Consider the following 25,313-nt stretch of genomic DNA (forward strand, 5'->3'; position numbering starts at 1 on the left):
CGTTTAACCCTTCTTTCCTTGTACGGTTTCGTTTCAGGAAGACGGAAGCAACCGCTCGGCATACTCCATTGCTCCCGCTTGAATGTCCGCCCTTCCGTTTGTCAGTTCGGTCATCCACTCGCCGAACGAAGACTGGCCGTCCTCGGGAACGAGAACGTCAAACGCAACGCGGTCGGCATATAGGATATTTTTAATCGTATATACGGAAGAGCGCAGCTCATTTTCCACCTTCCCAAGCCACGAATAGTCGATCGTGACATGCATGACGCGCATGAGCCGACGCTCGACGATGCCGGCGGCGTTCAGCCCCTCGGAGACGGCGCGGCTGTATGCACGCACCAGGCCGCCCGCACCGAGCTTGATGCCGCCGAAGTAGCGGGTGACAACGGCGACGGTGTCTTTCAATCCTTTTTTCTTCAGCACCTCAAGCATCGGCACCCCTGCGGTGCCGCTCGGCTCGCCGTCATCGTTCGCTTTTTGGATTTGGTCATGCTCGCCGATCAAATAGGCGGAGCAGTTGTGAGTAGCGTCCCAATGCTTCTTCTTGATTTGTTGAATAAAGGCGACGGCCTCTTCCTCGGTTTCGGCGCGATTGATATAGCAGATGAACCGTGATTTTTCGATCACGATCTCGCGTTCACCGTATCCTTTGACCGTGTAATATGTTTGCAACAAAGCAAAACACCTCAACATACAAAAAACGCGAAAACGGTTTAATGTTGTTCATTTTTTTTGCATGAATGGCTAGCGCTCTACTCTCATTATGGTAAACTGAAAATAAAAGAGCAATAGATAGGGCATGCTTTTATTATTATAAATCGACAACTTTTTTCCTTCAAACAAATTTTGCTGGCGGAGTCAGTCAAGACTTTGTGGAGAACATTTTTTCGGTTCACTACGGGTGTTGTCAATCACTAGTTAGCGAACCATTTTCAGGAATTGATATCGTAAGCGCTTTCGGACTCTCATCCCTCATCTTGAGATTGGCTGTTGAATCATCCCAAGCTGAATCAAGCGACGAGCAAATTATTTAAAGCGTTTTCGTCGCAGCGGTTTCCTTCCGCCGTCGTGAATCAGACGATTCGAGAAGTGAAGTCCCAAAAGAAAAATCAAAAGGCAAAGACATTTCAAAAACGATGGTGTTGCTTCAACAACCAAAACTTAAAAATAGTAAAGAAGGGGGATTTCTATACGGTTTCCTTCCCCACGCTGGAGAAGCGAATCGGCGTGCCAGTGGTCACGCGCCCCTATCAAGAAGCGTGGCTGAATCGGCTGCTCGATGGAACCGCCAAACAAGGGGCCGCCAAGCTCTACAAAAAGAGAAAGAAATGGTACTTGGCGATCTCGATCACCTTTGAAGTCAAGCCGCGACACGAAACAAAGGTGATGGGGGTTGACGTTGGGCTTCGCTATATCGCCGTGGCCAGCGTGGGAACGAAATCACGGTTTTTCAAAGGGAACCGATGCGCCTTTGTACGTCGACGATATGCGGCTTTGCGGCGAAGGCTGGGCCAAGCCAAGAAGCTCCAGATGATTCGCAAAATCGGCCGTAAAGAGTCCCGCTGGATGAAGGATCAAAATCACAAAATCAGCCGTCAAATCGTAAATTTTGCCCTCGCCAACGGTGTTGGCGTGATTCGGATGGAAGAGTTGACAGGGATTCGGAAACGGGCAACATCGGCCAAAGAAGCGGGGCGAAGCCTTCATGCTTGGGCGTTCCATCAATTGCAAACGATGATCGCCTATAAAGCGGAAATGGCGGGCATTCGCGTGGAGTGGGTGAATCCAACCTACACGAGCCAAGCGTGTAAATGTGGTCATCGGGAAAAGGGAAATCGTCATGGCATCCACTTTCAGTGTAAAAAATGCGGATACACCATCCACGCCGACTTGAATGGCGCGATCAACATCGCCAAAGCGATTTCGGGCTTTGCCGTCTAACCTAGCGCACTGGTCACAGGTGCGCCGCCCATTGGGGTACATCCTAACCCGATGGGACGGGGTGATGGCACACCCTTGAAGCTTTTGCGTTGTCCGAACCAGAAATGGATGAGGACGCAAACGACCCAAGAATCCCACGCCTTTAGGCGTGTGGAGTGTCAAGATTCCGAACAGCTTGAACGGCTGGAACACAGGGGCCTGGGAGATGTCGCGCAACGGTGCGGTGACGCCCGATTGGCAATTTACCGTCGAGGTGCAGGAAGGGGAAACGATCACCTATAAGTATGTGAAAGGCGGATCGTGGGATCAAGAGGGGTTGGCCGACCATACGCGTGAGGACGACAACGATGATGACGTGAGCTACTACGGCTATGGGGCGATTGGCACCGACTTGAAAGTGACGGTCCACAATGAAGGAAACAATACGATGATTGTGCAAGACCGAATTTTGCGCTGGATCGATATGCCGGTCGTCATCGAAGAGGTGCAAAAACAAGGGAGTCAAGTGACGATCAAGGGCAATGCCATTAAAAACGGTGTTTTGACGATCAATGGCGAGCGGGTGCCGATTGATGGCCGGATGGCATTCTCGTACACGTTTACGCCGGCCAGCCATCAAAAAGAAGTGTCGATTCATATTGAACCATCGGCTGAAAGCAAAACAGCCATTTTCAACAACGACGGCGGAGCGATTGCGAAAAACACGAAAGATTATGTGCTGAATTTAGAAACGAAGCAATTGCGCGAAGGGAAGTTGACAACGCCGCCAAGCAACGGCGATTCTCCGGAAAGCGATTGGCCGGGCAGCGAAACGCCGTCCCATGACGGAGGGGCAACGCCAGGCAACGGCACCTCTCCGGGCAGCGGTGGTCCATCGGATGGCACATCCCCTGGGGGGAGCGTTCCGCCGGGCGGCACAGCTCCTCCGGGAAACGGAGCGCCTCCATCAGCACCGCCGCAAAAACCGTCTCCATCGAAACCAAAAGAGAAACCGAGAAAGCCAACCACTCCTCCAAGCCAAGTGAAAAAAGTCTACTGGGATGGCGTGGAGTTGAAAAAAGGGCAAATCGGCCGCTTGACAGTGCAAAAGCCGATCAATCTATGGAAACGGGCGAAGGATGGGCGCCTTGTGTTCGTCCGCATCTTACAGCCTGGGGAGGTGTACCGCGTCTACGGGTATGACGCGCGCTTCGGCGGGCAGTACGCGGTCGGCGGCGGGTATTACGTGACCGACATCGACACGCACATCCGCTACGAAACGCCGTCGAAGGAGAAGTTGAAGTTGGTGAATGGGGAGTAAGCAAGAAAGCGAGACTGTCCGAATCAATAGGGCAGACTCGCTTTTATATGTGAAAATAACGGCAGGAATTTTACTTATGGTCGGCATATAATAATAAGTGAATGCATTAAGGTGAAAAAAGAGGGATATGGTGAGTAATCGAGAATAAGTATATTAAACGTTTGCAATGAGTGATAAATGCCGACGTTTAGATGAAAAGAGTGGTGATCATGAATGAATAAAGAAGTAAGCAAAATCATAAAAGATATTTTTATGCGTCAAAAAGGATTTGCGAAGACAGAAGACTTAACCAGAGAAGGAGTGAGCAAATATTATATTCGAAAGTTCGAGCAAAATGGAGAAATCATTAGGATCAAACGTGGGCTGTACCGTTATGCTGCATTTGAAAGTGATCAAAATGAAGAAGTGATTGAAGTATCAAAAGTGATCCCGAATGGCGTTCTTTGTCTTTTGTCGGCATTGTCTTTTTATGAGTTAACCACTTATAACCCGTGGGAGTACCAAATTGCTATTGAAAGAAAATCAAGGAAACCCCGTTTGCCCGATTATCCGCCAATTAAAATTTTCTATTTTTCAAAAAAACAGTTTGAATATGGAATTGAAGAAGTGGAAATAGGCGGCCATAAAATAAGCATTTATAATCGTGAAAAAACGATTTGCGACATTATTCGATACAGAGAAAAAATAGGAATCGATTTAATGAAAGAAGGTTTGCGAAATTATTTACAAAGTTCTGAAAAAAATATAAGCAAACTGGTGGAATGTGCTGAGAAAATGCGCATCAAGACGGTTTTATTAAAATACTTAGAGGTGCTTTTATAATGGGAAATGTTAAAAATATACCTGCTTCAGTTGGAGAAAGACTAAAGAATATTGCCAAACAAAGTGGAAAAACCTTTGATTTCATTTTACTGTTGTATTTTCAAGAAAGGTTGCTATACCGACTTTCCATTTCTAATTATCGGGATAAATTTGTTCTAAAAGGCGGTCTCTTTTTATTTTCCTTAACACAATTTCAATCTAGGCCAACCAAAGATATTGACTTTTTAGCTAGACAAATTTCAAATGATATTCAATATATCAAAACTGCGTTTGAGTCCATTTGTACGTTAACTGCTGAAGAAGATGGAGTCGAATTTAATGTAAAGGGCATTACGGCTGAACGAATTAAGGAGGGTGCTGATTATGAAGGAATTCGTATTAAAATTCCGGCAGCACTTGGCAAAATAAAAAAGCAATTGCAACTGGATATTGGATTTGGTGATGTCGTGATCCTAAAACCACAAGAGATGCAGTATCCTACTTTACTTTATTAAATATGAAGCCCCCGGAAATTCGAGTCTACTCCACTTATTCAGTAATAGCTGAAAACGCGTCTTATGGGAAGCCATATTTGAAACCTTTCAAAGACGTCGAACGAATTTAGAAAAAGAACATCCTGTGTTTTCACCTTCTTTCGCAGAAGATGAGAGCCGAAACAAACAGTGGAAGGCATTTTTGCAAAGAACGGGTATAAAAGAAGATCTACAGTTTCCCTTCGTCATGGAGAAAATTCGAGATTTTCTTTTTCCTGTATATGAATCAATTTTAAAAGAAAATGAATATTGGAAAATGTGGAATAGCCGGGCTCTTAAATGGGAGTAACGAAGAAGACAACAGCTCAAAAATTAGAAAAGCATAGGGTAGACTACATGAATTGAGCAGTAATATTTGAGAGCCTGACAAAAACGAGACAAGAAAAACTGGCTGACGGTGATCAACGTGTACCGCTTTTTCAGCGGTACGACGAATTCATTCGCGACGAGGTCATGGGGATTGGCTGGCCGCTGATTGGCAATTTGGACGGCATAAGCAAAGATGAACGGACAACGTGTAAGACATCGACACGCACATCCGCTACGAAACGCCGTCGAAGGAGAAGTTGAAGTTGGTGAATGGGGAGTAAGCAAGAAAGCGAGACTGTCCGAATCAATAGGGCAGACTCGCTTTTTGCACGTTATTGTGCACTCGTGATCGTAACCGCCAACCCGTCTGCATCATAGGAAAGGGCAATCACAAGGCCGTCTTTGTGGAAGGCGAGTGCAGGCGGGTAGCCTTGGGTAGAATCGGACTGTTCATACTTGTTTCCAAATAGCGTGATGAGCTGTTGTTTCAGATTGTTGTAAATCGCTGTGAGCTGATCGTTTGTATACTCCTTTCCGGCATCGAACGAGTAGCCGTAGAAGGCCAGCTTTCCGTTCTCAAATCCATAGACGAGCAGCGTATCGTATCCAAAAAGAGAAGTCGAATAGACCCAGGCTTGGCCGCCGTCTATATTTTCTTGTAGGATCAATTTTGCGGTTTCCAACTTCTTGACTTGAGAAGCGGACATGCCGAGCTTGACTCCGCGGAACAGTTGCTCCATTTTGACTTGATTGAGTTTGGCTTTGGACGGCGTTTCGTATTTTACCCGAGCATCGCGATCGACATAATATCCACCGCCCAGCCCTAACATGCCCGGTTTAAACGTGTAAATGCGGTACGTTCCGCCGGCTTTTAACGTTTTTATGTAAACTTTCTTCTCTCCTTGCAACTTATAAAGCTCGGTATCTTTTAAAACGGTCAACTTGCCGATCTGTCCCTGCACCAATTCCATGCCGTTCCACCAAACTTTTGCTTGCGCATCGTGGGCGTGAAACGGCGACAGAAGGATTCCGGCGCTTAGTGCTGAGACGGCTAGAAATTTTTTTATGATCTTCATCAAGTATGCTCCTCTCTTAACAAAGATAGAAGAATAATATGATCCATTTTATCCTATCTTTCACTCTTTAGCCAAGTCTGTTGGAAATCTTGTTTGACGAAATATTGACCTTTGCACCGCCAAAGCACCCTCTTTTTCTTCGAAATCATTCTTTTTTCTCTTTTCTTTTGACGGAAAGACATCTATGATGAAAGAAAAAGAGAAAGGAAGGAGCGGGCGGAAGTGAGGAAATGGATGCAGGCGGCGGCAATTGGAATGCTGTTGGCTGTGGCTGGATGGCTTTTGATGCCCAGTTCATCAACGGTTAAAGCGGAGGATTGCGGGGAGCTTGTCGGAACGGAAAAAGTGTGGTGGGACGGCGTTGAACTGAAGCCCGGGCAAATCGGCCGGTTGACGGTCACAGCGCCGACAGAGCTATGGTTGTCGAACAAAGCTGTCAAGACGCTGCCAAGCGGCGCGGTGTACCGCGTGTACGCGCTGGGCGGCGGTTATTTCGATGTCGGCCGAGGATATGCGATCAAGAACGATGCCCGCGTCCGCTATGAAACGCCGTCAAAAGAGAAATTGGCCGCTGTTTTATGCGTGCAGCGAGTGAAGGCGAACATGGTCGATGTCACGATGAACGGGGTGGCGATCGGCGATCCGCGCGCGAAGGTCGAAGCGATGTACGGCAAGGCGAAGCGGAAGACGAAAAACGCCTACGGCCTATATTGGGAGGCGTATGATCAGGGCGGCTACCAAAACTTTTTGCTGGTGAGCTATGACCGTGATCGGGTGGCGGCGATGTACACGAATCAGCCGATTGTCCAAACGAAAAAAGGAACGGGCATCGGAACGGCGAAAACGGTGGTAGAAGCGCGCTACGGCCGGCCGCTTGCGGTGATTCAAAAAAAGGATGGCCTTTACAGCATCCAAAATGATGAATATGATACGTATCTTGTCAACGGCCGCTACATCACCTTCTTTTATGACCGATACAACAACAACCGGGTGGATGGCGTGCTTGTCGTCAATCGGACGCTCGAGGATGAAAAGCCCGGGTTTTACGGAACGCCGACGGAGGAGCTGCGTACGGCCTATGAATATCAAATTTTGGATCTCGCGAATGCTGCGCGCCGCTTGCACGGGCTTCCGGCGCTCGCGTGGGATGCGAAGGCGGCGGCGGCCGCCCGTGAACATAGCGAAGATATGGCGGTTCATCACTACTTCTCTCACACGAATTTGCAAGGATTGTCGCCGTTTGACCGCTTGAAGCGCCATGGCATCGCGTATCGCGTGGCGGGAGAGAACATCGCCTACGGACAATACGATGCGATTTTCGTTCATGAAGCGTGGATGCACTCGCTCGGTCATCGGCAAAACCTTTTATACCCGGATTTTACCCGTCTCGGCGTCGGGGTGGCGTTCAATTCATTCCATCAACCCTACTACTCTCAAGAGTTTTATGCTCCGTGACCGTGGATGATGTTTTCGCTTCTACAGAGCGTCCCAGCAGTGCTGGGACATTTTTTTGACCAAATAGATGGAAAAAGATCCCCCTTTTTGTAGAAGTTTGTCGTATAATAGAATCAGTGGCGACAAAATGATAGAAAGAGAGGAAAATAGGACCAGTGGCAAAAGTGAAAAACATCATCCGCATGGGGATCGGGGCGGTGTTGGCCGCGTGGACGGCGCTGCAGGCGGCAGAAGCGGATGCCGGGGCGAATGTCGTCTACTGGGAAGGCATGCGCCTCGTGCAAGGGCAGATTGGAAAATTGGAGATCGTGAAACCGATTAACCTCTGGAAACGGGAAAACGGGGCGCTGACGTTTGTCCGCGTGCTGCAGCCTGGAGAACAGTACCGGGTGTATTCGTATGACGAGGCGTTTGGCGGCCAATACGGGGTTGGCGGTGGATATTACGTCACCAATATCAAAGGGCATGTCGTGTATAAAACGCCGTCGAGGGAGAAGCTGAAGCTTGTCAATCCGGGGAAGTATGGGGCAAGACAGTTGGCGGTCGGCACGGTGGTAAAGGAGGTGTCGACGCGCATCGCCTCTGGGGTGGAAAAAGAGGAAATGGAAATCGTCGGAACGCGCGGCAAGCAGCACGTATACAAGCTTGACATCGATACGTCGAATGAGAGGCTGGCCATTGAGACGGCGCTGTCCAATGATCAAGTGCTTGGCATTGAACCGGTGCTTGAGCAGGCAAAACGGTACGATGGCCGCGACGGAATCGTGCTGGCGGCGGTGAACGGCGATTATTTCAAACAGGATGGTTCGCCGACCGATTTGATGGTGCACCGTGGAGAAATCGTGATGACGAATACGACGCCGGCGGCGGAACGGACGATTTTTGGCATCAGCGCTGATGGGAAGCCGATGATCGGAAACCCTGATGTTCAAATTCGCGTTCGAATTGGAGAAGGAAGCTCATACCCCGTCGATGGCATCAACAAGCCGCGGCGTGCCCATCAGTTGATGTTGTACACTCCGTATTTCGCTGCGTCGACGAAAACAAATGCCCTTGGGACGGAAGTCGTGCTGACGAATGTGCAAGGAGTGTTGAACGGGAATGGAACGGTCACCGGAACGGTGAAGAAAGTGGTGGTCGGCCAAGGCAATGAACCGCTTCAACCTGGGGAGCTCGTGCTGTCGGGCCACGGCCGGGCGAGCGACTATTTGCGGCAGGCGAAAGAAGGGGATGCGGTGGAAATTTCCCTTCAATATGATCAGCCCGAATGGAATGGGGTGAAAGAAGCGGTTGGCGGCCGCTACCGGTTGGTCTCGAATGGACAGGCGCAATCGTTCGCCATTGCCGGTGTGCATCCTCGCACGGCGGTCGGCATTGACAAGAACGGGAATGTCATGCTCGTCGTTGTCGATGGCCGCCAGCCTGCCCATAGCCAAGGCATGACATTGAATGAGCTGGCCAAACTGATGCATGAGCTTGGCGCCGTCGATGCGATGACGCTCGATGGCGGCGGTTCTTCGACCTTTGTCGTCCGCCAGCCAAACGGGCAGCTCAAAGTTGAAAACAAGCCGTCTGATGGATTTGCGCGCCCGGTGGCGAGTGCGCTTCTTGTTGTGTACAAAGAGATGCAGGAGAACGGAGAACAGGAGGAAGTGCTTGACGACTTTGAAACGGAGTCAAAGTGGAGTGCATCGGGTGTCAACTATGTGTCTGCGGCGGTTGAGCGGACGACAGAAACGGTGAGGGAAGGAAAGCAGGCGTTGAAAATTTCCTACGATTTCCGCGGGATGCCAGGGACATCCGGCGTCTATGCTAGTCGGGAGGAACCGATTTGGATTTCGAAACGGCCGCAAGCGATCGGCATGTGGGTGTATGGAGACGGAAGCGGCCATTGGCTGCGCGCCCAGTTGCGGGATGGAAGCGGGCGCCGCATCTGGATCGATTTTGTCCGCCATGTCGATTGGACCGGTTGGAAATATGTAGAAGCTGCTGTGCCCAGCGATGTCGCGCTTCCGCTCATGCTAGAGATGCCGGTGCGTTATATGGAAACGGATATCGGGCGGAAAAACGCCGGATCGATTTACATCGACGGCCTTCGCGCCATCTTCCGCTGATGCGCTCGCCTTCCCTGCTTGCCCAGAAGGATGGTGAATGGACAAGAGATGTTGCTCATCGATAGGGGTTCCGAAGTCGAGAACGTCCTTGCATGTTGCTCTTCTAGAAGGCTGGTGAAAAACGACTGATTTCGCCGAACCCATTGTTTTGGGCCGAAAGAGAAGCATTGATTTTGCAAGACTTCTCTATTTGAGAAAAAAGTCCATTTTCCGAGATTTTTCACGAAATCACCAGCCTTCTAGGCATTTGCATTTCTCTGAAAAGTATTGTATATATTAGAAAATGGGCGGATCGGCAAACCACAAGGGAGGCAAAAGTTTGACGATGGATGAGCAAACATTGTTGGAGCAGTTGCGGAAACATCCGCCGAAGCTGGTCGGAGGATATAAAAAACAAGGATGGGCGATCAAAGTGTTGGAGCGAATCGCCAATCCGGATGTGGAAGACGAAGGGGACGGCCGGGTGACGGCCAAAGCGGTGCTGCAGGCGCAAGACGGCACATATTACCCGGCTTTTTTGACAATTGACCTCCATCAACAAGGAAGAGTCGTCGGCGTCTATTTTATCGCTGAAAACAAGGAACAATTCGATTTGATTCCGTTCGAATGGGCGAAAGAGTTTCTTGGCAAGCCAGAGCAGGAAATCGTTCCGTTTCGCTACCGGACGCTGAGCAAAATCGACGGCGACAAGCAGCAAACCCATTGGCCGGACTTTCGTTGATCAAGGCTGGCTCTGACAGTCAAAAAGGTGGCTGAAGAGTCGGCCTGATTTTATGCTTTGAAGGGCTTACGTTCGATTTTTTTTCAGAACATATTTTCATTTTGTGTCTTTTCCAGTAAAATTGAAATACATGTTTCCTATTTTCATAGATAGCAGGTGAAAGTGTGAGGAGAAAACGGAGAAAAGCATTTTCCGTCATTGGATGGCTAGGGGTGTTTTGGTTGTCGTTTTCGCTGTTGGCTGTTCAGGCGGAAGCGGCCCCGTTCCCGAATGTGGAGCGGCTTGAACAGCATGCCGCCCAGCTTGAGCGGGCGATGAAAGCGGATCAATGGTCCAAGCCGTACCGTCTCTTCAACCAAGTTAAACGCGATTATGAGGCGGCAAAAAAAGAAGTGGCGCGCGTGCGTCCACAAACGGCAAGGGCGCAGTTGGAAAAACGGATTGCGGCCGGAGAACAGACGATGAAAAAGGCTTCCGCCTATATCAGCGCGGTCGAAAGCGGGGAGCGATTGCGCGCCTTGACGGCCAACGTCGACCGGGCGCTGCGGACGGGGGATGTGGATGTTGTGTACGATTCCTATGGTCCGCTGGAATATCAAATTCGCAAAACAGCGATTCTCATCGGCCGTGTTCCGGGAGCGTTGCTGCGCGAAAAGATGGAAGGATGGTTTCAACGCCCGGCTTTGTCTGTCAAGCTGCGTGCCTATGATCCCATCAATATTATGAAAGCCATGGACAAACTGCTTGATGCGTATGATGAAGGGGATATCGCGCGGGCAGAGCGGTTGCTGTCGCTTTGCGACCGGTGGCTGCCAAACGTGGTGGATGCGGCGACGCGCAAGCAGCTGGCGGTGTATATCGATGATTTTAAAGCGCCGGTTGTCTTAGATGTCGATATCGAATAAACCGGCGCATGTCGGGAGAGGAGAGACGGATATGAATGTGATTCAGCGATGGGCGGCGGCTCTTCTATTGCTTGCGGCTTCATGTTCGGTTTGGAGTCTGCCGGCGGAGGCGGCGACGGCTCCGGCGTCAACGAAGGTGCTCGAAGAAGTGCGGGAAATTGTCCGCCAGTATTATGTGGAACCAGTGAGCGATCAAGTGCTGAAGGCGAGCACCCCGCAAGATATTGTCAAACAGCTTGATCCGTATTCTGCCTATATGACAAAGGAAGAATACGAGGAATTTTTAAAGGGGATTGATATGGAGTCTGTCGGCATCGGCGTGATGATTGAGGAAGATGAGGACGGCGTCCACATCATGTCTGTCTTGGACAATGGACCAGCCGCCCGCGCCGGACTGCAGCCGGGCGATGTGATTCAGGCTGTTGACGGGCAGCCGATAACGAATGAGACAATGGAAAAAGTATTGAGCTTGATCGCAGGGGAAGAAGGAACGACGGTGGCCGTAACTGTTTGGCGGCCGTCGACCGAGGCAACCGTCAGCGTCACCATCAAGCGGGAAAAAATCGATTGGCCGAACGTGGAGTTCAAACGGCTGGCAGGGAATATCGGCTATATTCAGCTATATAGTTTTGATGAGACAGCATCTGGTGAGATCGAACGCGCCATCCGCTCGTTAAGCGGGGTGAAAGGGTGGATTTTTGACCTCCGCAACAATCCGGGGGGATATGTGGAAACGGCGCAGCAAATCGCCGGCTTTTTCCCGAATGTGAAACAGGCGTTTCAGCTGCGCGACCGTTCGAATCACCCAGAAGTGTATGCCGCTGTCAAACAGCCGGTGCAAATGACGGGTCCGATCCGGCTGCTTGTCAACGCGTCGAGCGCGAGCGCGTCGGAAATGTTGGCGGCGGCGGTGAAGGAGCAAAAGGCGGCCGTTTTGTATGGGCAACGGACGTTTGGTAAAGGATCGATGCAGGAAATGTTTGAGCTGTCGGACGGCAGCATGTTGAAGTTGACCGTCGCCCACTTTTTCTCGCCAAAAGGGACGCCGATTCATCAAGTTGGGGTGAAGCCGGATGTGCCGACGGTTGTCGGTAAAGAGATGTATGCCGCTCACCGCGATTTGCTGATTGGCCAGCTGAAAGGGTATCAGTCGCTCGGCAAGCTGCGCAATGCGCCGGTCGATAAGACGTTTGTCGTCCGCTTCTCTCGTCCGCTCGCCAATACGGCGGTAAGCGGAGTAAAATTGTATCAATTAGGTGGACAGGAAGTAACGGTGACGGCGCAAATCCGCCGGGGGACGGAGCTTTTGATCAAACCGGCAGCGAAGCTGGCCAAAGGGCAGAGCTATGTATTGGTCATTCCGCGGGTGTTAAAAAGCAAAGACGGCGTGGCGATGAAAAAAGGCGCTTACATGGAGATTCAAACCGCTTCTTCTACGAAATAAGGCCCTCCCGTCCAGATGCGTTGGACAGCCGTCTGCCCTTGATATGGTGCAAAGTTCGGCTGCTTCGACTAAGGCGCGGCCGACAGCGGGAGCGCGGTCGTTTTGAACGGAACGATGCAAAGAAAGCTGGCCTCCATCGGTCGTTTGGCGACCATGGGGGCCAGCTTTTTGCCGATTACGTTTCGCTTGATTTCGTTTCTTGCCTTTCGCTCTGTGCCGGGGAGGATGGGATTGTCACCTTCCAGGACGTCCAATCCGGTTCTGCTTTGTGCAGCAATTCCGGTGGGAAGAGGAACGTCCATGGTTTGCTCGTGTGGGCTTTCACTTCCAGATGGCACGGAAATAATCCGCGGGCGACCATGTCGCCAGCATGATCCCGCACTTCAAGCGGGATTTGTTCAAAATGGATATGTTTGTCGCTGCCGTTGCGAATGAGCAACGTGACGGCTAGTTCACCGGAAGGCAGCTGTTTCGCTTCAATGCCCATGAAGTTCACTTCCCCAGGAGCGGGAGGCGGAGCCGAGTCAACGAGGGCTTGCAGCTGTTGGCGCTGCTTAGCCGACAGCGCCTGCTCCCAGCTTTCCTCTAGGTCGAGCCGATGCCGCGGTGTCAGTTCAAAGGCGATCTTCCATCCATCTTGAGGCAACTGATCGACGAGCTTGTCCTCGGCGGCGAACAAAAACCGCCACGGGCGAGCCGTCATCGGCGGCAGCTCGCCGAAAGCGTTCATATCAAACTCTTTGCGGGCGATCGCCGTGCCATCCTCGTCAAGTAGCAACAGGCGGATTCGTTCAAAGCGAATCGGCTTCGGCAACGTGTTGCGCAAAATGGCGACAGCGACAAACCCATCGTTGTATTCGACCAGCTTGACGCCGGAAATGGAAATTTGGTTTGGCTGAAGCGGCGGCAGCTGTTCGTGGTAAAAGCGATAGACGTACGTTTCCTCTGGAGACAGTTGCCAGTCCGGATGAAACGACAGCGTCGTTTTCGTTCTGCCCTCCGGCTGTTCGACATGCTGCGCCGGCAGCTCGGCCTCCGGTTGCGTGCGTTGTTTTCGTCGGAAAATCATAGGGAACCTCCTTTACGAGGCGGCGTGCTGCACCGCGGTTATGGTTCGTTCGCGGCGGCCGCTTCGTCATCGATGACAAACTGGCTTTTCAAGTAGTTCATGGCTGTGGTGCAAATGCTGGCGTCGATCGCTTGTTGCAGCGCGACGAATTCGCGATAGGCGTCCATTTCAAAGGCGCGGTACGGATCCTCTTGGCCGTAGCTGCGCAAATGAATCCCCTCTTTCAATACATTCAGTTGATTTAAGTGGCGAATCCAGTGGGCGTCGATGGTTTCGACCATCAAATGTTTAAGCCGCATCGTTTGTTCTTCGTCGCACGGAAGATCGGTGAGCGCCGCTTCAAGCGATTGGTATTCGTCCCAAACAAGCAGGGCGATTTCTTCTTTTTGCTTATGGCGAAGATCCTCAATCGGATAGGTAAATTGGAAAAAGGCACGGCGCAGCTCGTTGTGCAGTCCTTCGATGTTCCACTCTTCAAACAAAACGTCTTCCGGACAATAACGATCGATCGTTTGTGTGATATAGCGCTGAATGTGTCGAAGGAGCTCGGACAGCACCTCTGCTTGCTTCAGCGCCAAGACGCGATCGCGCATATGGTAGATGACTTTGCTTTGTTGATCGATCACGGTGTCCAGTTTCAACAAATGCAAACGCGCTGAATAATGGGCGTTTTCAATCGTGGTTTGCACTTTTTGGACGAACTTGATCGGGTCGGGCGACACGATGAGCCCGGTTTCATCCGTCTTGACTTTGCTTCGCCATTTTTCCAGTTCCTCTTGATCGTACAGCCGAAATAAATCATCCTCCAGCGAAATGATAAACTGGGAAGACCCCGGATCCCCTTGGCGTCCTGCCCGGCCGCGCAGCTGCATATCAATGCGATGGCTTTCATGCCGCTCTGTGCCGATGATGTGCAGCCCGCCAAGTTCCTTGACGCCTTCTCCAAGCAAAATGTCGGTCCCGCGCCCGGCCATATTGGTCGCGATCATCACTTGCCCTTTTTGCCCAGCGGTCGCGATGATGCGCGCTTCTTCTTCCTCCGTTTTGGCATTGAGCAGGTGGTGAGGGATGCCTGCTTTCGAAAACGCTGCTGACAACCGTTCCGACTGTGCGACCGATGTCGTGCCGATGAGAACGGGACGGCCGATGGCATTCATTTTTTTCACTTCGTCAATAATTTTCCGTACTTTCGCCTCGTACGTCTGGTAGACGAGATCGTCCCAGTCGGTGCGGCGAGATGGCCGGTTTGTCGGAATCGTCATAACGCGCAGCCGGTACGTTTGCCAAAATTCTTCTTTCGACGGCGTAGCGCTGCCGGTCATCCCGGCTAGCTTCTCATACATGCGAAAATAGTTTTGAATCGTAATCGTGGCTTGGATGTCGTTTTCTTCGGTGATGTCCACGCCTTCTTTCGCTTCAATCGCTTGATGCAGGCCGTCGCTGAACGAGCGCCCTTCCATCACCCGGCCAGTGAACGGGTCAACGATCATCACTTTGCCGTTTTTGACGATGTAATCGACATCTCGCCGCATGATAAACCAAGCGCGCAGCGACTGCATCGCGTGATGGAGCAGCACGTGATGCTCCCAGTCGTATAGGTTGTCGATGCCAAACGCCCGCTCGATTTTTTGCGCCCCTTCTTCGGTGAGGAAAATTTGTTTCGTCTCCAAAGACCGTTCATACTCTTTTCCTTCTTCAAAGGTGCGGACGATGCGCGCCATAATCGGGAACAATTCGGCTCCGATCCCCGATTTATTGGCGATGATGAGCGGGGTGCGCGCTTCGTCGATTAAAATGCTGTCGATTTCATCGATGATGGCGTAATATAGCGGGCGCTGCACTTTATCTTCGAGGCGGTGCACCATGTTGTCGCGCAAATAATCAAAGCCGAACTCGGTGCCGGTGCCGTACGTAATATCGGCCGCGTACGCTTCTTTTTTCTCGCTGGCCGTCATTTGCGACACATTCAGGCCGACGGTTAAGCCGAGAAAGCGGAACACACGGCCCATTTGTTCGTAGTCCCGGCGCGCCAAATATTCATTGGCTGTAATAATGTGGACGCCTTTTCCAAGGAGGGCGTGCAAGTAGCTTGGCAAAGTCGCCGCCAGCGTCTTTCCTTCCCCGGTCTGCATTTCGGCGATGTTTCCTTCATGCATGGCGAGTCCGCCCATCAGCTGCACGTCATAATGGCGTAGACCGAGCACGCGCCGCGCCGCCTCCCGGACGACGGCAAACGCCTCGGTTTTGATGTCATCGAGCGTCTCACCGCATTCGAGCCGTTCTTTGAAGGCAACCGTTTTTTGGCGCAGTTGTTCATCGCTCAGCGAAGAAATGGTTGGTTCCCATTCATTGATTTGCGCCGCCAGCTTGGCAAGACGCTGCACGTCTCGCGCGCTTTCATCAAATAGTTGCTTTACTTTTGCAAACATATGTCCATTCCTTTCCTAGACAGGCATGATTCACACCAAGTGCTCTAAAACCTAATTATAGCACAAGATGTTTCCTGTGGAGAGGAATTGTAAAATATGGAACCGTCCATCGGATTGATGCTCGACGGTTCTTGCATCAAGCGGGCGGAACGAAATTTTCCATCATTGGCGAAAAAAAGAGGTGTAAAAAAAGATTGATTTACTCATCGTATATGGTAACATAAAGATGATGTGTGTTTTCCGCGATTTTATAAGGCCAAGGTGATTGTACATGAATCTGGAAGCATTTGCCGCATGTTTGGCTTCGTTTATCACGGTATTGGTCATCACCCCGTTCGTGATCAAGCTCGCGGTCAAAATTGGCGCGGTCGATCGGCCGAACGGGAGAAAAGTGCATGCAAAGGTCATGCCAAGGCTTGGCGGATTGGCGATTTTTATCGGTGTCGCCGTCGGCTATTTTGTCGGCGGGGTGTATAAAGAGCAAGTGACGGGGATGACGGTCGGCGCCATCATCATCGTGCTCGTCGGGATGCTCGATGATTTGTACGAGCTGTCGCCAAAAGTGAAGCTGGCCGGCCAGCTGCTGGCGGCGTTCGTCGTTGTTGCTTCCGGGCTGAAGGTCGATCTTTTGACCGTTCCGTTTGTCGGCACGTTTGAGTTGGGGCTGTGGAGCTACCCGATCACGATCTTTTGGATTGTCGCGATTACGAACGCCATCAACTTGATCGATGGATTGGATGGATTGTCCGCGGGCATTTCCGCCATTGGGATTGCGGCCATTGCCGTCATGGCGGGCATGGCGGGCAAAATGCTCATTTTCACGCTCTGCTTGATCATCTTAGGCAGCGTCATCGCTTTCTTGTTTTACAACTTCCACCCGGCGAAAATTTTCATGGGGGATACCGGCGCGTTGTTTTTAGGATATGCGATTTCCGTCCTGTCGGTGCTAGGGCTTTACAAAAGCGTGACGCTCTTCAGCTTCGTCGTTCCGGTGATCATTTTGGGTGTGCCGATTTTCGATACGACATTTGCCATTATTCGCCGCATTGTGAATAAAAAGCCGATCTCGGCGCCGGATAAGTCGCATCTTCATCATCGGCTGCTGGCCCTTGGCTTTTCACATCGCAACACGGTGCTGCTCATTTATGCATTTGGCTTGATGTTTGCCATCAGCGCGATTTTGTTCTCCGCCTCGACGTTATGGCAGTCCATTCTCATCGTCTTTGCCTTGATCGTCTTCGGGGAACTGCTTGCTGAACTGATCGGCTTGGTCAATGATCAGTACAAGCCGTTTATGACCTTTATTCGCAAGCTGCTTCGGGGAAGCCGAAAAGTATACGGAAATGACCGATAAATAGCAGATGGGCCGTTTGTGTCATGAAAGGGACAAACGGCTTTTTTCAGGAATGGCCCGTCTTTGGAAAATTATACCCTTCTTTTTCGTTTTTTATGCAGCTTCTTCCGTTCCTTCGCTGATTTTTTGCGGCAAGACCAAGATTGCCACAAAACTGTCATTATATATTGACGCAAATGTGATAAACTAAACATGTTTATTCTATATATTTTTTGGATGTGGAGGAACTTGCGATGAATGTGCCAATGCTGGATTTGAGCGAACAGTATGAACAATTGAAGCCGGAGATCATGAGCGTATTGGATGAAGTGATGTGCTCTTCCCGCTTTATTTTAGGAGATTATGTCAAAAAGCTAGAAGCAGATATTGCCGCCTACAGCCGGGCTAGACATGGGATCGGCTGCGGCAACGGAAGCGATGCGATACATATTGCTTTGCAAGCGGCCGGCGTTGGGTCGGGCGATGAAGTCATCACGACGGCGTTCACGTTTTTCGCGACGGCAGGATCGATTGCGCGCGTCGGCGCCAAACCGGTGTTTGTCGATATCGATCCGGTGACGTTCAACATCGATCCAGCGCAAATTGAAGCGGCGGTGACGGAGAAGACGAAAGCCATCATCCCGGTGCATTTGTACGGCCAAATGGCGGATATGGAGGCGATTGCCGCGATTGCCAAGCGGCACGGATTGGCGGTCATTGAGGACGCCGCCCAGGCGATCGGCGCGAAATACAACGGGAAATGCGTTGGCGAGCTTGGGACGGCGGCGACGTACAGCTTCTTCCCGACGAAAAACTTGGGCGCCTACGGGGATGGCGGCATGATCATTACGAATGATGACGAACTGGCGGAAAAATGCCGGGTCATTCGCGTTCATGGCAGCAAGCCGAAATATTACCATCATGTACTTGGCTACAACAGCCGCCTCGATGAGATGCAAGCGGCGATTTTAAGCGTCAAATTCCCGCATCTGGATCGGTGGACGGAACAGCGGCGCAAGCATGCGGCGACGTATACGCACCTGCTTGAGGAGGCGGTCGGCGACCTTGTTGTGACGCCGAAAGAAGTCGACGGGCGCTATCATGTGTTCCATCAATACACGATTCGAGCGCCGAAGCGCGACGAGCTGCAAGCGTTTTTGAAAGAACAGGGGATCGCGACGATGGTGTACTATCCGCTGCCGCTGCATTTGCAGCCGGTGTTTGCTTCGCTCGGGTACAAGGAGGGACAGCTGCCGGAAGCGGAAAAAGCGGCGAAAGAAGCGTTGTCGCTGCCGATGTTCCCAGAGCTGAAAGAGGAGCAGCAACAGTACGTCGTGGAGAAAATCGCAGAGTTTTACCGTCATTTCGCTTGATCATCCAACCGGCCAAAGGAAACGTCACTTGCGCACAGCCATGGCGTTTTCTTTGGCGTTGGATCATTTGTTTTGTTCTCAACACTTTGTTATTTTATGATAAGGGATGGTGGCCGGATTGACGGCGGAAAAACGACCGTTTGTGCTATATGAATATTTGCGCTTTTTTTGGCAGCGAAAATGGTGGTTTCTTGTCGTTCCGCTTGCAACGATCGTGTTGACCGTCATCGCAGGGCGGCTTTTGCTGCAGGGGGAGAAGTATACGGGGAAGGCTGTCGTGTTTACCGGATCGATTGACGTAAAAGAGTTGACGGATCCGAAAAATATAGAAGCGAAGTTTCCTGAGGTGAAAAACTTGGATGTCGTCGTTCCCGAGGAACAGTACGTGCAAATCACGGTTAAAGGCGACGATGAACAAGACGTGAGTCGAGAATTGAAGCTTGTCGTGTCGGAATACAGCCAGGAGCTCAAGCGCCATTCGCAAGAGCGGATTGATGTCACGACGAAATACTTGCGTGCGTTGGAAGAACGGGAGCGCGCCTTGCAGAAAAAAGTCGATTATTATAGCGAACAAATACAGTCGGGCCGCTTGAGTCCAGAACAATTCGATGACATCAGCGACTTGTTGGTGGAGTCGGAAAACAATTTGACTGAAGTGATGGAGCGAGTCAATCGCATCCGCGGCAATCTCGTCTTTTACGAAAAACCGGCCGTATTGTCGGAAACGGTGGCGAAATCGAAAACGTATACGGGGCAGCTGATGGCCGTCGGCCTTGTCCTCGGCCTGTTTTTGACGGTCGTTTGGCTCGTGCTTTGGAAGTATATATTGGACGCGAGGAGGTACTATTCTTCATGATCCGTTTTGCCATTGTCGGCATGGGGCATATCGCCAAAAAACATATCGATGCCATTGAAAAGGCGGACGGCGCCGAGCTGGCGGCCGTGTGCGACACGAATCCGGAACGTTTGCGCGACGTGTCCGATGTTCCTGTTTACACTGATATCGAGACGATGTTGAAGGAAAACGAACAGATCGATGTCGTCAACATTTGCGTTCCGTCCGGATTGCACGCGCCGCTGGCCAAGCTGGCGGCTCGCTATCTCCGTCATATCATTGTGGAAAAACCGATGGCGCTCCGTGCGAGCGACGCCGAAGAGATGATCCGCGCGGCGAAAGAAAGCGGCGTGAAGCTCGCGGTCGTTCATCCCAATCGCTTCCGTCCGGCGATTCGGAAGCTGAAAGAGGCGATGGAGCGGGGGATGTTCGGAAAACTGAGCCATGCGAACGCCACGGTGCGCTGGAATCGAAATCAAGCCTATTATGATCAGGCAGCATGGCGGGGGACAAAAGAGTTTGACGGCGGTGTCTTGATGAATCAAGCCATTCACAATTTGGATTTGCTGCTTTGGCTGATGGGGCCGGTCAAGTCCGTGCAAGCGATGGCGGCGACTCGTCTGCGCAAGATTGAGACGGAAGACGTCGCGGCGGCGGTTGTCGAGTTCGAGAGCGGGGCGCTTGGCGTCATTGAGGCAGCGACGACGATTTATCCGCAAAACCTGGAGGAATCGATCGCCATTTTCGGCGAAACGGCATCGGTGAAAATCGGCGGCCGGACGGCCAACTTTATCGAAACGTGGGAAGCGGAAGGCGTCAGCGAGGAAGAACGGGCAAAGCTCATCGATGAGATCAACGCCGACCCGTTTGGCAAGCCGGGGCACCAATGGATCATTGAAGATATGGTGCAAGCGATTCGCGAAGACCGCGAACCGATCGTCACGGGTTTGGACGGATTGGCTCCTGTTCGGCTGATCGAAGCCATTTTGCGTTCGGCGGAAACGGGGACAAGAGTGCAACTATCTGAGTAGAAAGGAATGAGGGCAATGAACTACGCGGAACGGCTGTTGCAAAAGTTTGAGAAACGCGACGCGGTCATCGGCGTGGTCGGTCTTGGCTACGTCGGCTTGCCGCTGGCGGTCGAAAAAGCGAAAGCGGGGTTTCATGTCATCGGCTTTGACATCCAACAAAGCCGCGTCGATCAAGTAAACAACGGGATCAACTACATCGGCGATGTCGTCGATGAAGATCTGCATGAGATGGTCAAACAAGGGCGGCTTGTGGCGACGACCGATTACGCGCGGATCGCGGAAGTCGATGCCGTGGCGATCGCGGTGCCGACCCCGCTCGATGAGCATCATCAGCCGGATACGTCCTATGTTGAAAACTCGGCAAACGAAGTTGCCAAATACGCCCATGAAGGGATGCTTGTCGTGTTGGAATCGACCACCTATCCAGGCACGACGGAAGAAATCGTGAAACCGGCGCTCGAGAAAAAAGGGCTGATCGTCGGGGAGACGGTGTTCGTCGCCTATTCGCCGGAGCGGGTTGACCCGGGCAACAAGCAGTTTAAGACGAAAAATACGCCGAAAGTCGTCGGCGGCGTGACCAAAACGTGCACGAAAGTGGCGGCGGCGATGTATCGCGCCGTGCTTGAAGGCGATGTGCATGAAGTGTCGAGTCCGGCGGTGGCGGAAATGGAGAAAATTTTTGAGAACACGTTCCGCCATATCAACATCGCATTGGCGAACGAAATGGCCATTTTGTGCGAGCGGATGGGCATTGACGTTTGGGAAGTGATCGATGCAGCGAAGACGAAGCCGTACGGATTTATGGCGTTTTACCCGGGCCCGGGGCTTGGCGGCCATTGCATTCCGATCGACCCGTTTTATTTGACATGGAAAGCGCGCGAATACAATTACCATACACGCTTGATTGAGCTGGCCGGCGAAATCAACAACGCGATGCCGGAATATGTCGTCAACCGCGCGATGCTCATTTTGAACGAAGAAGGGAAGGCGCTGCGCGGCTCGAAAGTGACGGTGCTTGGCGTCGCCTATAAAAAAGACATCGACGATGTGCGCGAATCGCCGGTGTTGAAAATCGTCGAGCTGCTCGAACAATACGGGGCGGAATTGGCCGTCGTCGACCCGTATGTGCCGTCGTTCCGGGCGTGCAACCGCGTCATTGAGACGGTCGAACTGACGCCGGAACTGCTCGAGCAGTCGGATCTTGTCTTGATCACGACCGACCACTCCAACATTGACTATGAGATGGTTGCTCGCCATAGCCGGGTCGTATTTGATACGCGCAACGCCATGAAAGACGTGTCGAAGCCAGTGAAATACGTCAAATTGTAAGCGAAGGAGACGAAACCATGAACGTTGTCGATCCCTCTGTCGTTTGCGGTGAACGTGTCGAAATCGGCCATTTCACGGTCGTCGAGGCGAATGTCAAAATCGGAAACGACGTCAAAATCGGCCATCGCGTCACGATTCATGAAGGAACCGTCATCGGCGATGGCGTGACGATCGCCGACGGTGCGGTGCTCGGCAAACCGCCGAAGCCGGCGAAAACGAGCACCGTCAAGCTGTCGGGCGAGTTGCCGCCGCTTGTCATCGGCGACCATTGCACGATCGGCGCCAACGCTGTCATCTATCGAGGAGCAGTGATCGGCGCCTACACATTGATCGCGGATTTGGCGAGCGTGCGCGAAAACGTGCACATCGGCCAATATGTAATCGTCGGGCGCGGGGTGTGCGTTGAAAATCACGTCCAAATCGGCGATCGGACGAAAATCCAATCGAACTCATACATCACCGCGTATACAACGCTCGAAGACCATGTGTTCATCGCCCCGTGCGTCACGACGACCAATGACAACTACATGGGGCGGACGGAAGAACGGTTTGCCAAAATCAAAGGGGCGACCGTCAAGCGCGGGGCGCGCGTCGGGGGCGGGGCGATTTTGCTGCCGGGCGTGACGGTGGCGGAAGAGACGTTTGTCGCCGCTGGGGCGCTCGTCACGAAAGATACGGAGCCGAAGACGGTCGTGAAAGGATTCCCGGCGCGCTTCAGCAAAATGGTCGACGAGCGGGAGTTGTTATAAATTGTTCTCGGCATTCAAGCGTTTAGGAGCGGATTCGCTCCTTTACGCGTTTATGAACGTCGGCACGAAGCTGATTGCCTTTTTGATGCTGCCGATTTATACAAGCTATTTGTCCAAGGCGCAGTACGGGGCGGTCTACTTGATCGACCAATGGACGTCGATGCTGACGTTTCTCGTCATTTTCGGTACGGATTCGGCGCTCTCTTTTTACTATTACGATACGGACGACAAAGAGAAGCGCCTTTTGTATGTGCGCAACGTCATGTACTTCCGGTTGTTTGTCGTCGGCCTCTTATTTTTGGCTGTCGTTTTGGCCGGTCCGTGGATCGCAGGCGCGCTGTTTCAAGAACCTCGCTATGTCGATTTGCTGTACATCAGCATCGCGACGCTATTGCTCGATACGATTTTCGTCATGGCGACCACGGTGCTGCGGTTTGAATTTCAGACGAAAAAAGTCGTGATTTGGACGCTCGTGAAAATGCTGCTTGTCGCTGTGCTGTCGTATGCGGCGCTCCGGTGGTTTGCGGCGACGCCGGAAGGGCTGCTCATCGGCCGGCTCGTGAGCAGCGCGCTCGTGTTTTTGCTCATGCTTCATTTGACCGTCAAGTATATGGTGTGGCGCGTGCGCTTTGACGTGTTAAAGGAGCTGCTTGCCTACGCCGCCCCGCTCGTGCCGACTTCGCTCGCCTTTTGGGTGATCGCCAACGTCAGTACGTTTTTCATTCAACGGTTTGCGTCGTTAGAGGAAGTTGGGGTGTTTGGGGTTGCCTTGCGTCTCGCGACCGTGATCACGCTCATCACGAGCGGCGTGCAGATGGCGTGGCGTCCGTATTCGATGTCGATGAAAGACCGGTCGGAAAGCCGTGCGCTGTTTGCGAAAGTGTATATGGCGCTTTTGCTGATCGGGGCGTTTGGGCTGCTTTTGATCGCCACGGCGAGCCCGTGGCTTGTGGCAACCTTTTTCAAACCGGAATATCGGGATGCAGCGTCCTATATCCCGTTTTTATCGGCCGTCACGTTTTTGAACTTTTATTATCTGATTGTTTCCACCGGCTTGTTTTTGACAAAGGAAACGGGCTATATTTCGCGGGTGTTCACGCTGGCGGCGCTTCTTCACCTTGCGTTGAACGCCGTGTTGGTGCCGCTTTGGCTCAGCTGGGGGGCGATTGCGGCCAGCCTCATGACGTATATGGCCGCTGTGGCTTTCATTTTTCGCAAAAGCCAGCAAGTGTATCCTGTGCCAGTGTCGTGGAAAAAAATGGCTTTGGTTTTGAGCGGAACATTGCTCGCCCTCATCGTCATCGTCTACGTTCAGCAGGCGCCGTTTGCGGACGGCTGGGTGCTCGCTGGGTGGGGCTTGTTTGCCGCCACGCTCTTTGTCAGCCGGGTTGATCGTGATTTGCGCCGTCCGGTGCGCACGATCGAGGGCGAAAATGCGCAAAATACTTGATAACCGCTCATCTGATCTAGGAGGTGTTTCGGATGAAAATCGCCACCGTGTTAGGCGCCAGACCGCAGTTTATCAAGGCTGCCCCCGTCTCGCGCGTCTTGCGGAAACAATATACCGAAGTGCTGATCCATACCGGGCAGCACTATGACCCGAATATGTCGGCCATTTTTTTTGAGGAGTTGAACATTCCGACCCCTGACTACTATCTTGGGGTGGGTTCAGGCAGCCATGGAAAGCAAACGGGCGAAATGCTGATGAAAATTGAAGAAATTGTCATGCAAGAAAAACCGGATTATGTGCTCGTCTATGGCGATACGAACTCGACGCTCGCGGGCGCTCTTGTCGCAGCGAAGCTCCATATTCCCGTCATCCACGTCGAAGCCGGGCTGCGCAGCTTTAACAAGCAGATGCCGGAAGAAATCAATCGCATCATGACCGATCATGTCTCCGAGCTCTTATTTTGCCCAACGGAGACGGCCGTGGAAAATTTACGAAAAGAAAATATTACGCGAAACGTCTGGAATGTCGGCGACGTCATGTATGACGCCATTTTGTACAACAAAGAACTCGCACAGCGTCAATCGACGATTTTGGCTGATTTGTCGCTGGCGGAACAATCCTACTACTTGATCACCATTCACCGAGCGGAAAATACCGATGATCCCGACAAATTGAAAGCCATTTTGGCTGCTTTTCGGGATATTGACGGGACGAAAGTGTGGCCGATTCATCCGCGGACGCGGCATAAGCTTGAAGAGTACGGCTTGGATGCTTCGGCGATTCCAGGGCTTCGGCTGATCGATCCAGTCGGTTATTTGGATATGCTTCGGCTAGAGAGCGGCGCGAAAAAAATCATCACCGATTCAGGCGGCGTGCAAAAGGAGGCGTATTTCTTGCGCGTGCCTTGCGTGACGGTGCGCGAACAAACCGAATGGGTGGAAACGCTCGAAGGCGGGGCGAACATCTTAACCGGCACGGACCGTGAGAAGATCGTCGCGGCGGTCCACAAGGAGGTCGCCCCCGTTTATGCGGACGTCTTTGGCGATGGGCATGCGGCGGAGAAAATCGTGGCGGCGATCGGACAGCGATAAGGGT

Annotated in this window: 19 protein-coding genes and 2 pseudogenes; 17 read left to right on the forward strand and 4 right to left on the reverse strand. The window is 51.9% G+C overall.

From position 1 onward, the window contains the following. Positions 1–33 precede the first annotated feature (33 nt). A complete protein-coding gene (locus tag B9L19_RS02045; protein WP_025950132.1) occupies positions 34–675 on the reverse strand; it encodes a YigZ family protein in 642 nt (213 codons plus the stop codon). A 306-nt stretch (positions 676–981) separates the two neighbouring features. On the opposite strand from B9L19_RS02045, the pseudogene B9L19_RS02050 reads away from it, so the two are divergent. From B9L19_RS02050 to B9L19_RS19245, 4 genes and pseudogenes are all read left to right on the forward strand, one after another. After that, positions 982–1,941 (forward strand): annotated as a pseudogene (locus B9L19_RS02050) (RNA-guided endonuclease TnpB family protein); the annotation flags it as partial. A 160-nt stretch (positions 1,942–2,101) separates the two neighbouring features. Continuing rightward, positions 2,102–3,241: pseudogene (locus B9L19_RS02055) on the forward strand (CBM20 domain-containing protein); the annotation flags it as partial. 213 nt (positions 3,242–3,454) lie between these two features. Further along, the gene (locus B9L19_RS02060) at positions 3,455–4,063 is read left to right on the forward strand and encodes a type IV toxin-antitoxin system AbiEi family antitoxin domain-containing protein (protein WP_025951212.1); all 609 of its coding nucleotides are present in this window, start codon (positions 3,455–3,457) and stop codon (positions 4,061–4,063) included. Continuing rightward, a complete protein-coding gene (locus B9L19_RS19245) occupies positions 4,063–4,557 on the forward strand; it encodes a nucleotidyl transferase AbiEii/AbiGii toxin family protein (protein WP_241771937.1) in 495 nt (164 codons plus the stop codon). Before B9L19_RS02060 ends, B9L19_RS19245 begins: the two co-directional genes overlap by 1 nt. 680 nt (positions 4,558–5,237) lie before the next feature. Here the strand turns inward: B9L19_RS19245 and B9L19_RS02070 are convergent. After that, complete coding sequence (locus B9L19_RS02070; RefSeq protein ID WP_025950157.1) at positions 5,238–5,981, reverse strand: hypothetical protein; 744 nt, start codon at positions 5,979–5,981, stop codon at positions 5,238–5,240. A 222-nt stretch (positions 5,982–6,203) separates the two neighbouring features. On the opposite strand from B9L19_RS02070, the gene B9L19_RS02075 reads away from it, so the two are divergent. The 5 genes from B9L19_RS02075 (at position 6,204) to B9L19_RS02095 (ending at position 12,620) form a co-directional block, all read left to right on the forward strand. After that, positions 6,204–7,436: a CAP domain-containing protein gene (locus B9L19_RS02075; RefSeq protein ID WP_025950156.1), complete on the forward strand. Its 1,233-nt coding sequence runs from the start codon at positions 6,204–6,206 to the stop codon at positions 7,434–7,436. Positions 7,437–7,591: 155 nt separating this feature from the next. Continuing rightward, positions 7,592–9,550 (forward strand): phosphodiester glycosidase family protein, encoded by a 1,959-nt coding sequence (locus B9L19_RS02080; RefSeq protein ID WP_025950155.1) that lies wholly within the window; start codon positions 7,592–7,594, stop codon positions 9,548–9,550. A 319-nt stretch (positions 9,551–9,869) separates the two neighbouring features. After that, positions 9,870–10,271, forward strand: coding sequence for a hypothetical protein (locus tag B9L19_RS02085; RefSeq protein ID WP_025950154.1), 402 nt, complete (start codon positions 9,870–9,872; stop codon positions 10,269–10,271). A 164-nt stretch (positions 10,272–10,435) separates the two neighbouring features. Beyond that, on the forward strand, positions 10,436–11,176 hold the full coding sequence (locus tag B9L19_RS02090) for a hypothetical protein (RefSeq protein WP_025950153.1): 741 nt from the start codon (positions 10,436–10,438) through the stop codon (positions 11,174–11,176). Between the two features lie 31 nt (positions 11,177–11,207). Then, positions 11,208–12,620 carry a S41 family peptidase gene (locus tag B9L19_RS02095; protein WP_025950152.1) on the forward strand — a complete coding sequence of 471 codons (1,413 nt, stop codon included), beginning with the start codon at positions 11,208–11,210 and terminating at the stop codon, positions 12,618–12,620. Positions 12,621–12,795: 175 nt separating this feature from the next. On the opposite strand, the gene B9L19_RS02100 is transcribed toward B9L19_RS02095, so the two are convergent. Next, positions 12,796–13,689, reverse strand: coding sequence for an accessory Sec system S-layer assembly protein (locus B9L19_RS02100; protein WP_025950151.1), 894 nt, complete (start codon positions 13,687–13,689; stop codon positions 12,796–12,798). Between the two features lie 38 nt (positions 13,690–13,727). Next, positions 13,728–16,118, reverse strand: coding sequence for an accessory Sec system translocase SecA2 (secA2, locus tag B9L19_RS02105; protein WP_025950150.1), 2,391 nt, complete (start codon positions 16,116–16,118; stop codon positions 13,728–13,730). 271 nt (positions 16,119–16,389) lie between these two features. On the opposite strand from secA2, the gene B9L19_RS02110 reads away from it, so the two are divergent. The 8 genes from B9L19_RS02110 (at position 16,390) to wecB (ending at position 25,309) form a co-directional block, all read left to right on the forward strand. Then, complete coding sequence (locus B9L19_RS02110) at positions 16,390–17,472, forward strand: glycosyltransferase family 4 protein (protein ID WP_025950149.1); 1,083 nt, start codon at positions 16,390–16,392, stop codon at positions 17,470–17,472. A 233-nt stretch (positions 17,473–17,705) separates the two neighbouring features. After that, positions 17,706–18,824, forward strand: a complete 1,119-nt coding sequence (locus B9L19_RS02115) for a DegT/DnrJ/EryC1/StrS family aminotransferase (RefSeq protein ID WP_025950148.1) — start codon at positions 17,706–17,708, stop codon at positions 18,822–18,824. 118 nt (positions 18,825–18,942) lie between these two features. Continuing rightward, a complete protein-coding gene (locus tag B9L19_RS02120; RefSeq protein WP_025950147.1) occupies positions 18,943–19,680 on the forward strand; it encodes a GumC domain-containing protein in 738 nt (245 codons plus the stop codon). Next, complete coding sequence (locus B9L19_RS02125) at positions 19,677–20,690, forward strand: Gfo/Idh/MocA family protein (RefSeq protein ID WP_025950146.1); 1,014 nt, start codon at positions 19,677–19,679, stop codon at positions 20,688–20,690. Before B9L19_RS02120 ends, B9L19_RS02125 begins: the two co-directional genes overlap by 4 nt. Positions 20,691–20,705: 15 nt before the next feature. Next, positions 20,706–22,019 (forward strand): nucleotide sugar dehydrogenase, encoded by a 1,314-nt coding sequence (locus B9L19_RS02130; RefSeq protein WP_025950145.1) that lies wholly within the window; start codon positions 20,706–20,708, stop codon positions 22,017–22,019. Positions 22,020–22,036: 17 nt separating this feature from the next. After that, positions 22,037–22,768 carry an N-acetyltransferase gene (locus B9L19_RS02135; RefSeq protein WP_025950144.1) on the forward strand — a complete coding sequence of 244 codons (732 nt, stop codon included), beginning with the start codon at positions 22,037–22,039 and terminating at the stop codon, positions 22,766–22,768. Between the two features lies 1 nt (position 22,769). Next, positions 22,770–24,218: a lipopolysaccharide biosynthesis protein gene (locus B9L19_RS02140; RefSeq protein WP_025950143.1), complete on the forward strand. Its 1,449-nt coding sequence runs from the start codon at positions 22,770–22,772 to the stop codon at positions 24,216–24,218. Between the two features lie 32 nt (positions 24,219–24,250). Next, a complete protein-coding gene (gene wecB, locus B9L19_RS02145; protein WP_025950142.1) occupies positions 24,251–25,309 on the forward strand; it encodes a non-hydrolyzing UDP-N-acetylglucosamine 2-epimerase in 1,059 nt (352 codons plus the stop codon). Positions 25,310–25,313: the final 4 nt, after the last annotated feature.

This window comes from Geobacillus thermocatenulatus (genome assembly GCF_002217655.1).
GTDB classification, from domain to species: Bacteria; Bacillota; Bacilli; order Bacillales; family Anoxybacillaceae; genus Geobacillus; species Geobacillus thermocatenulatus.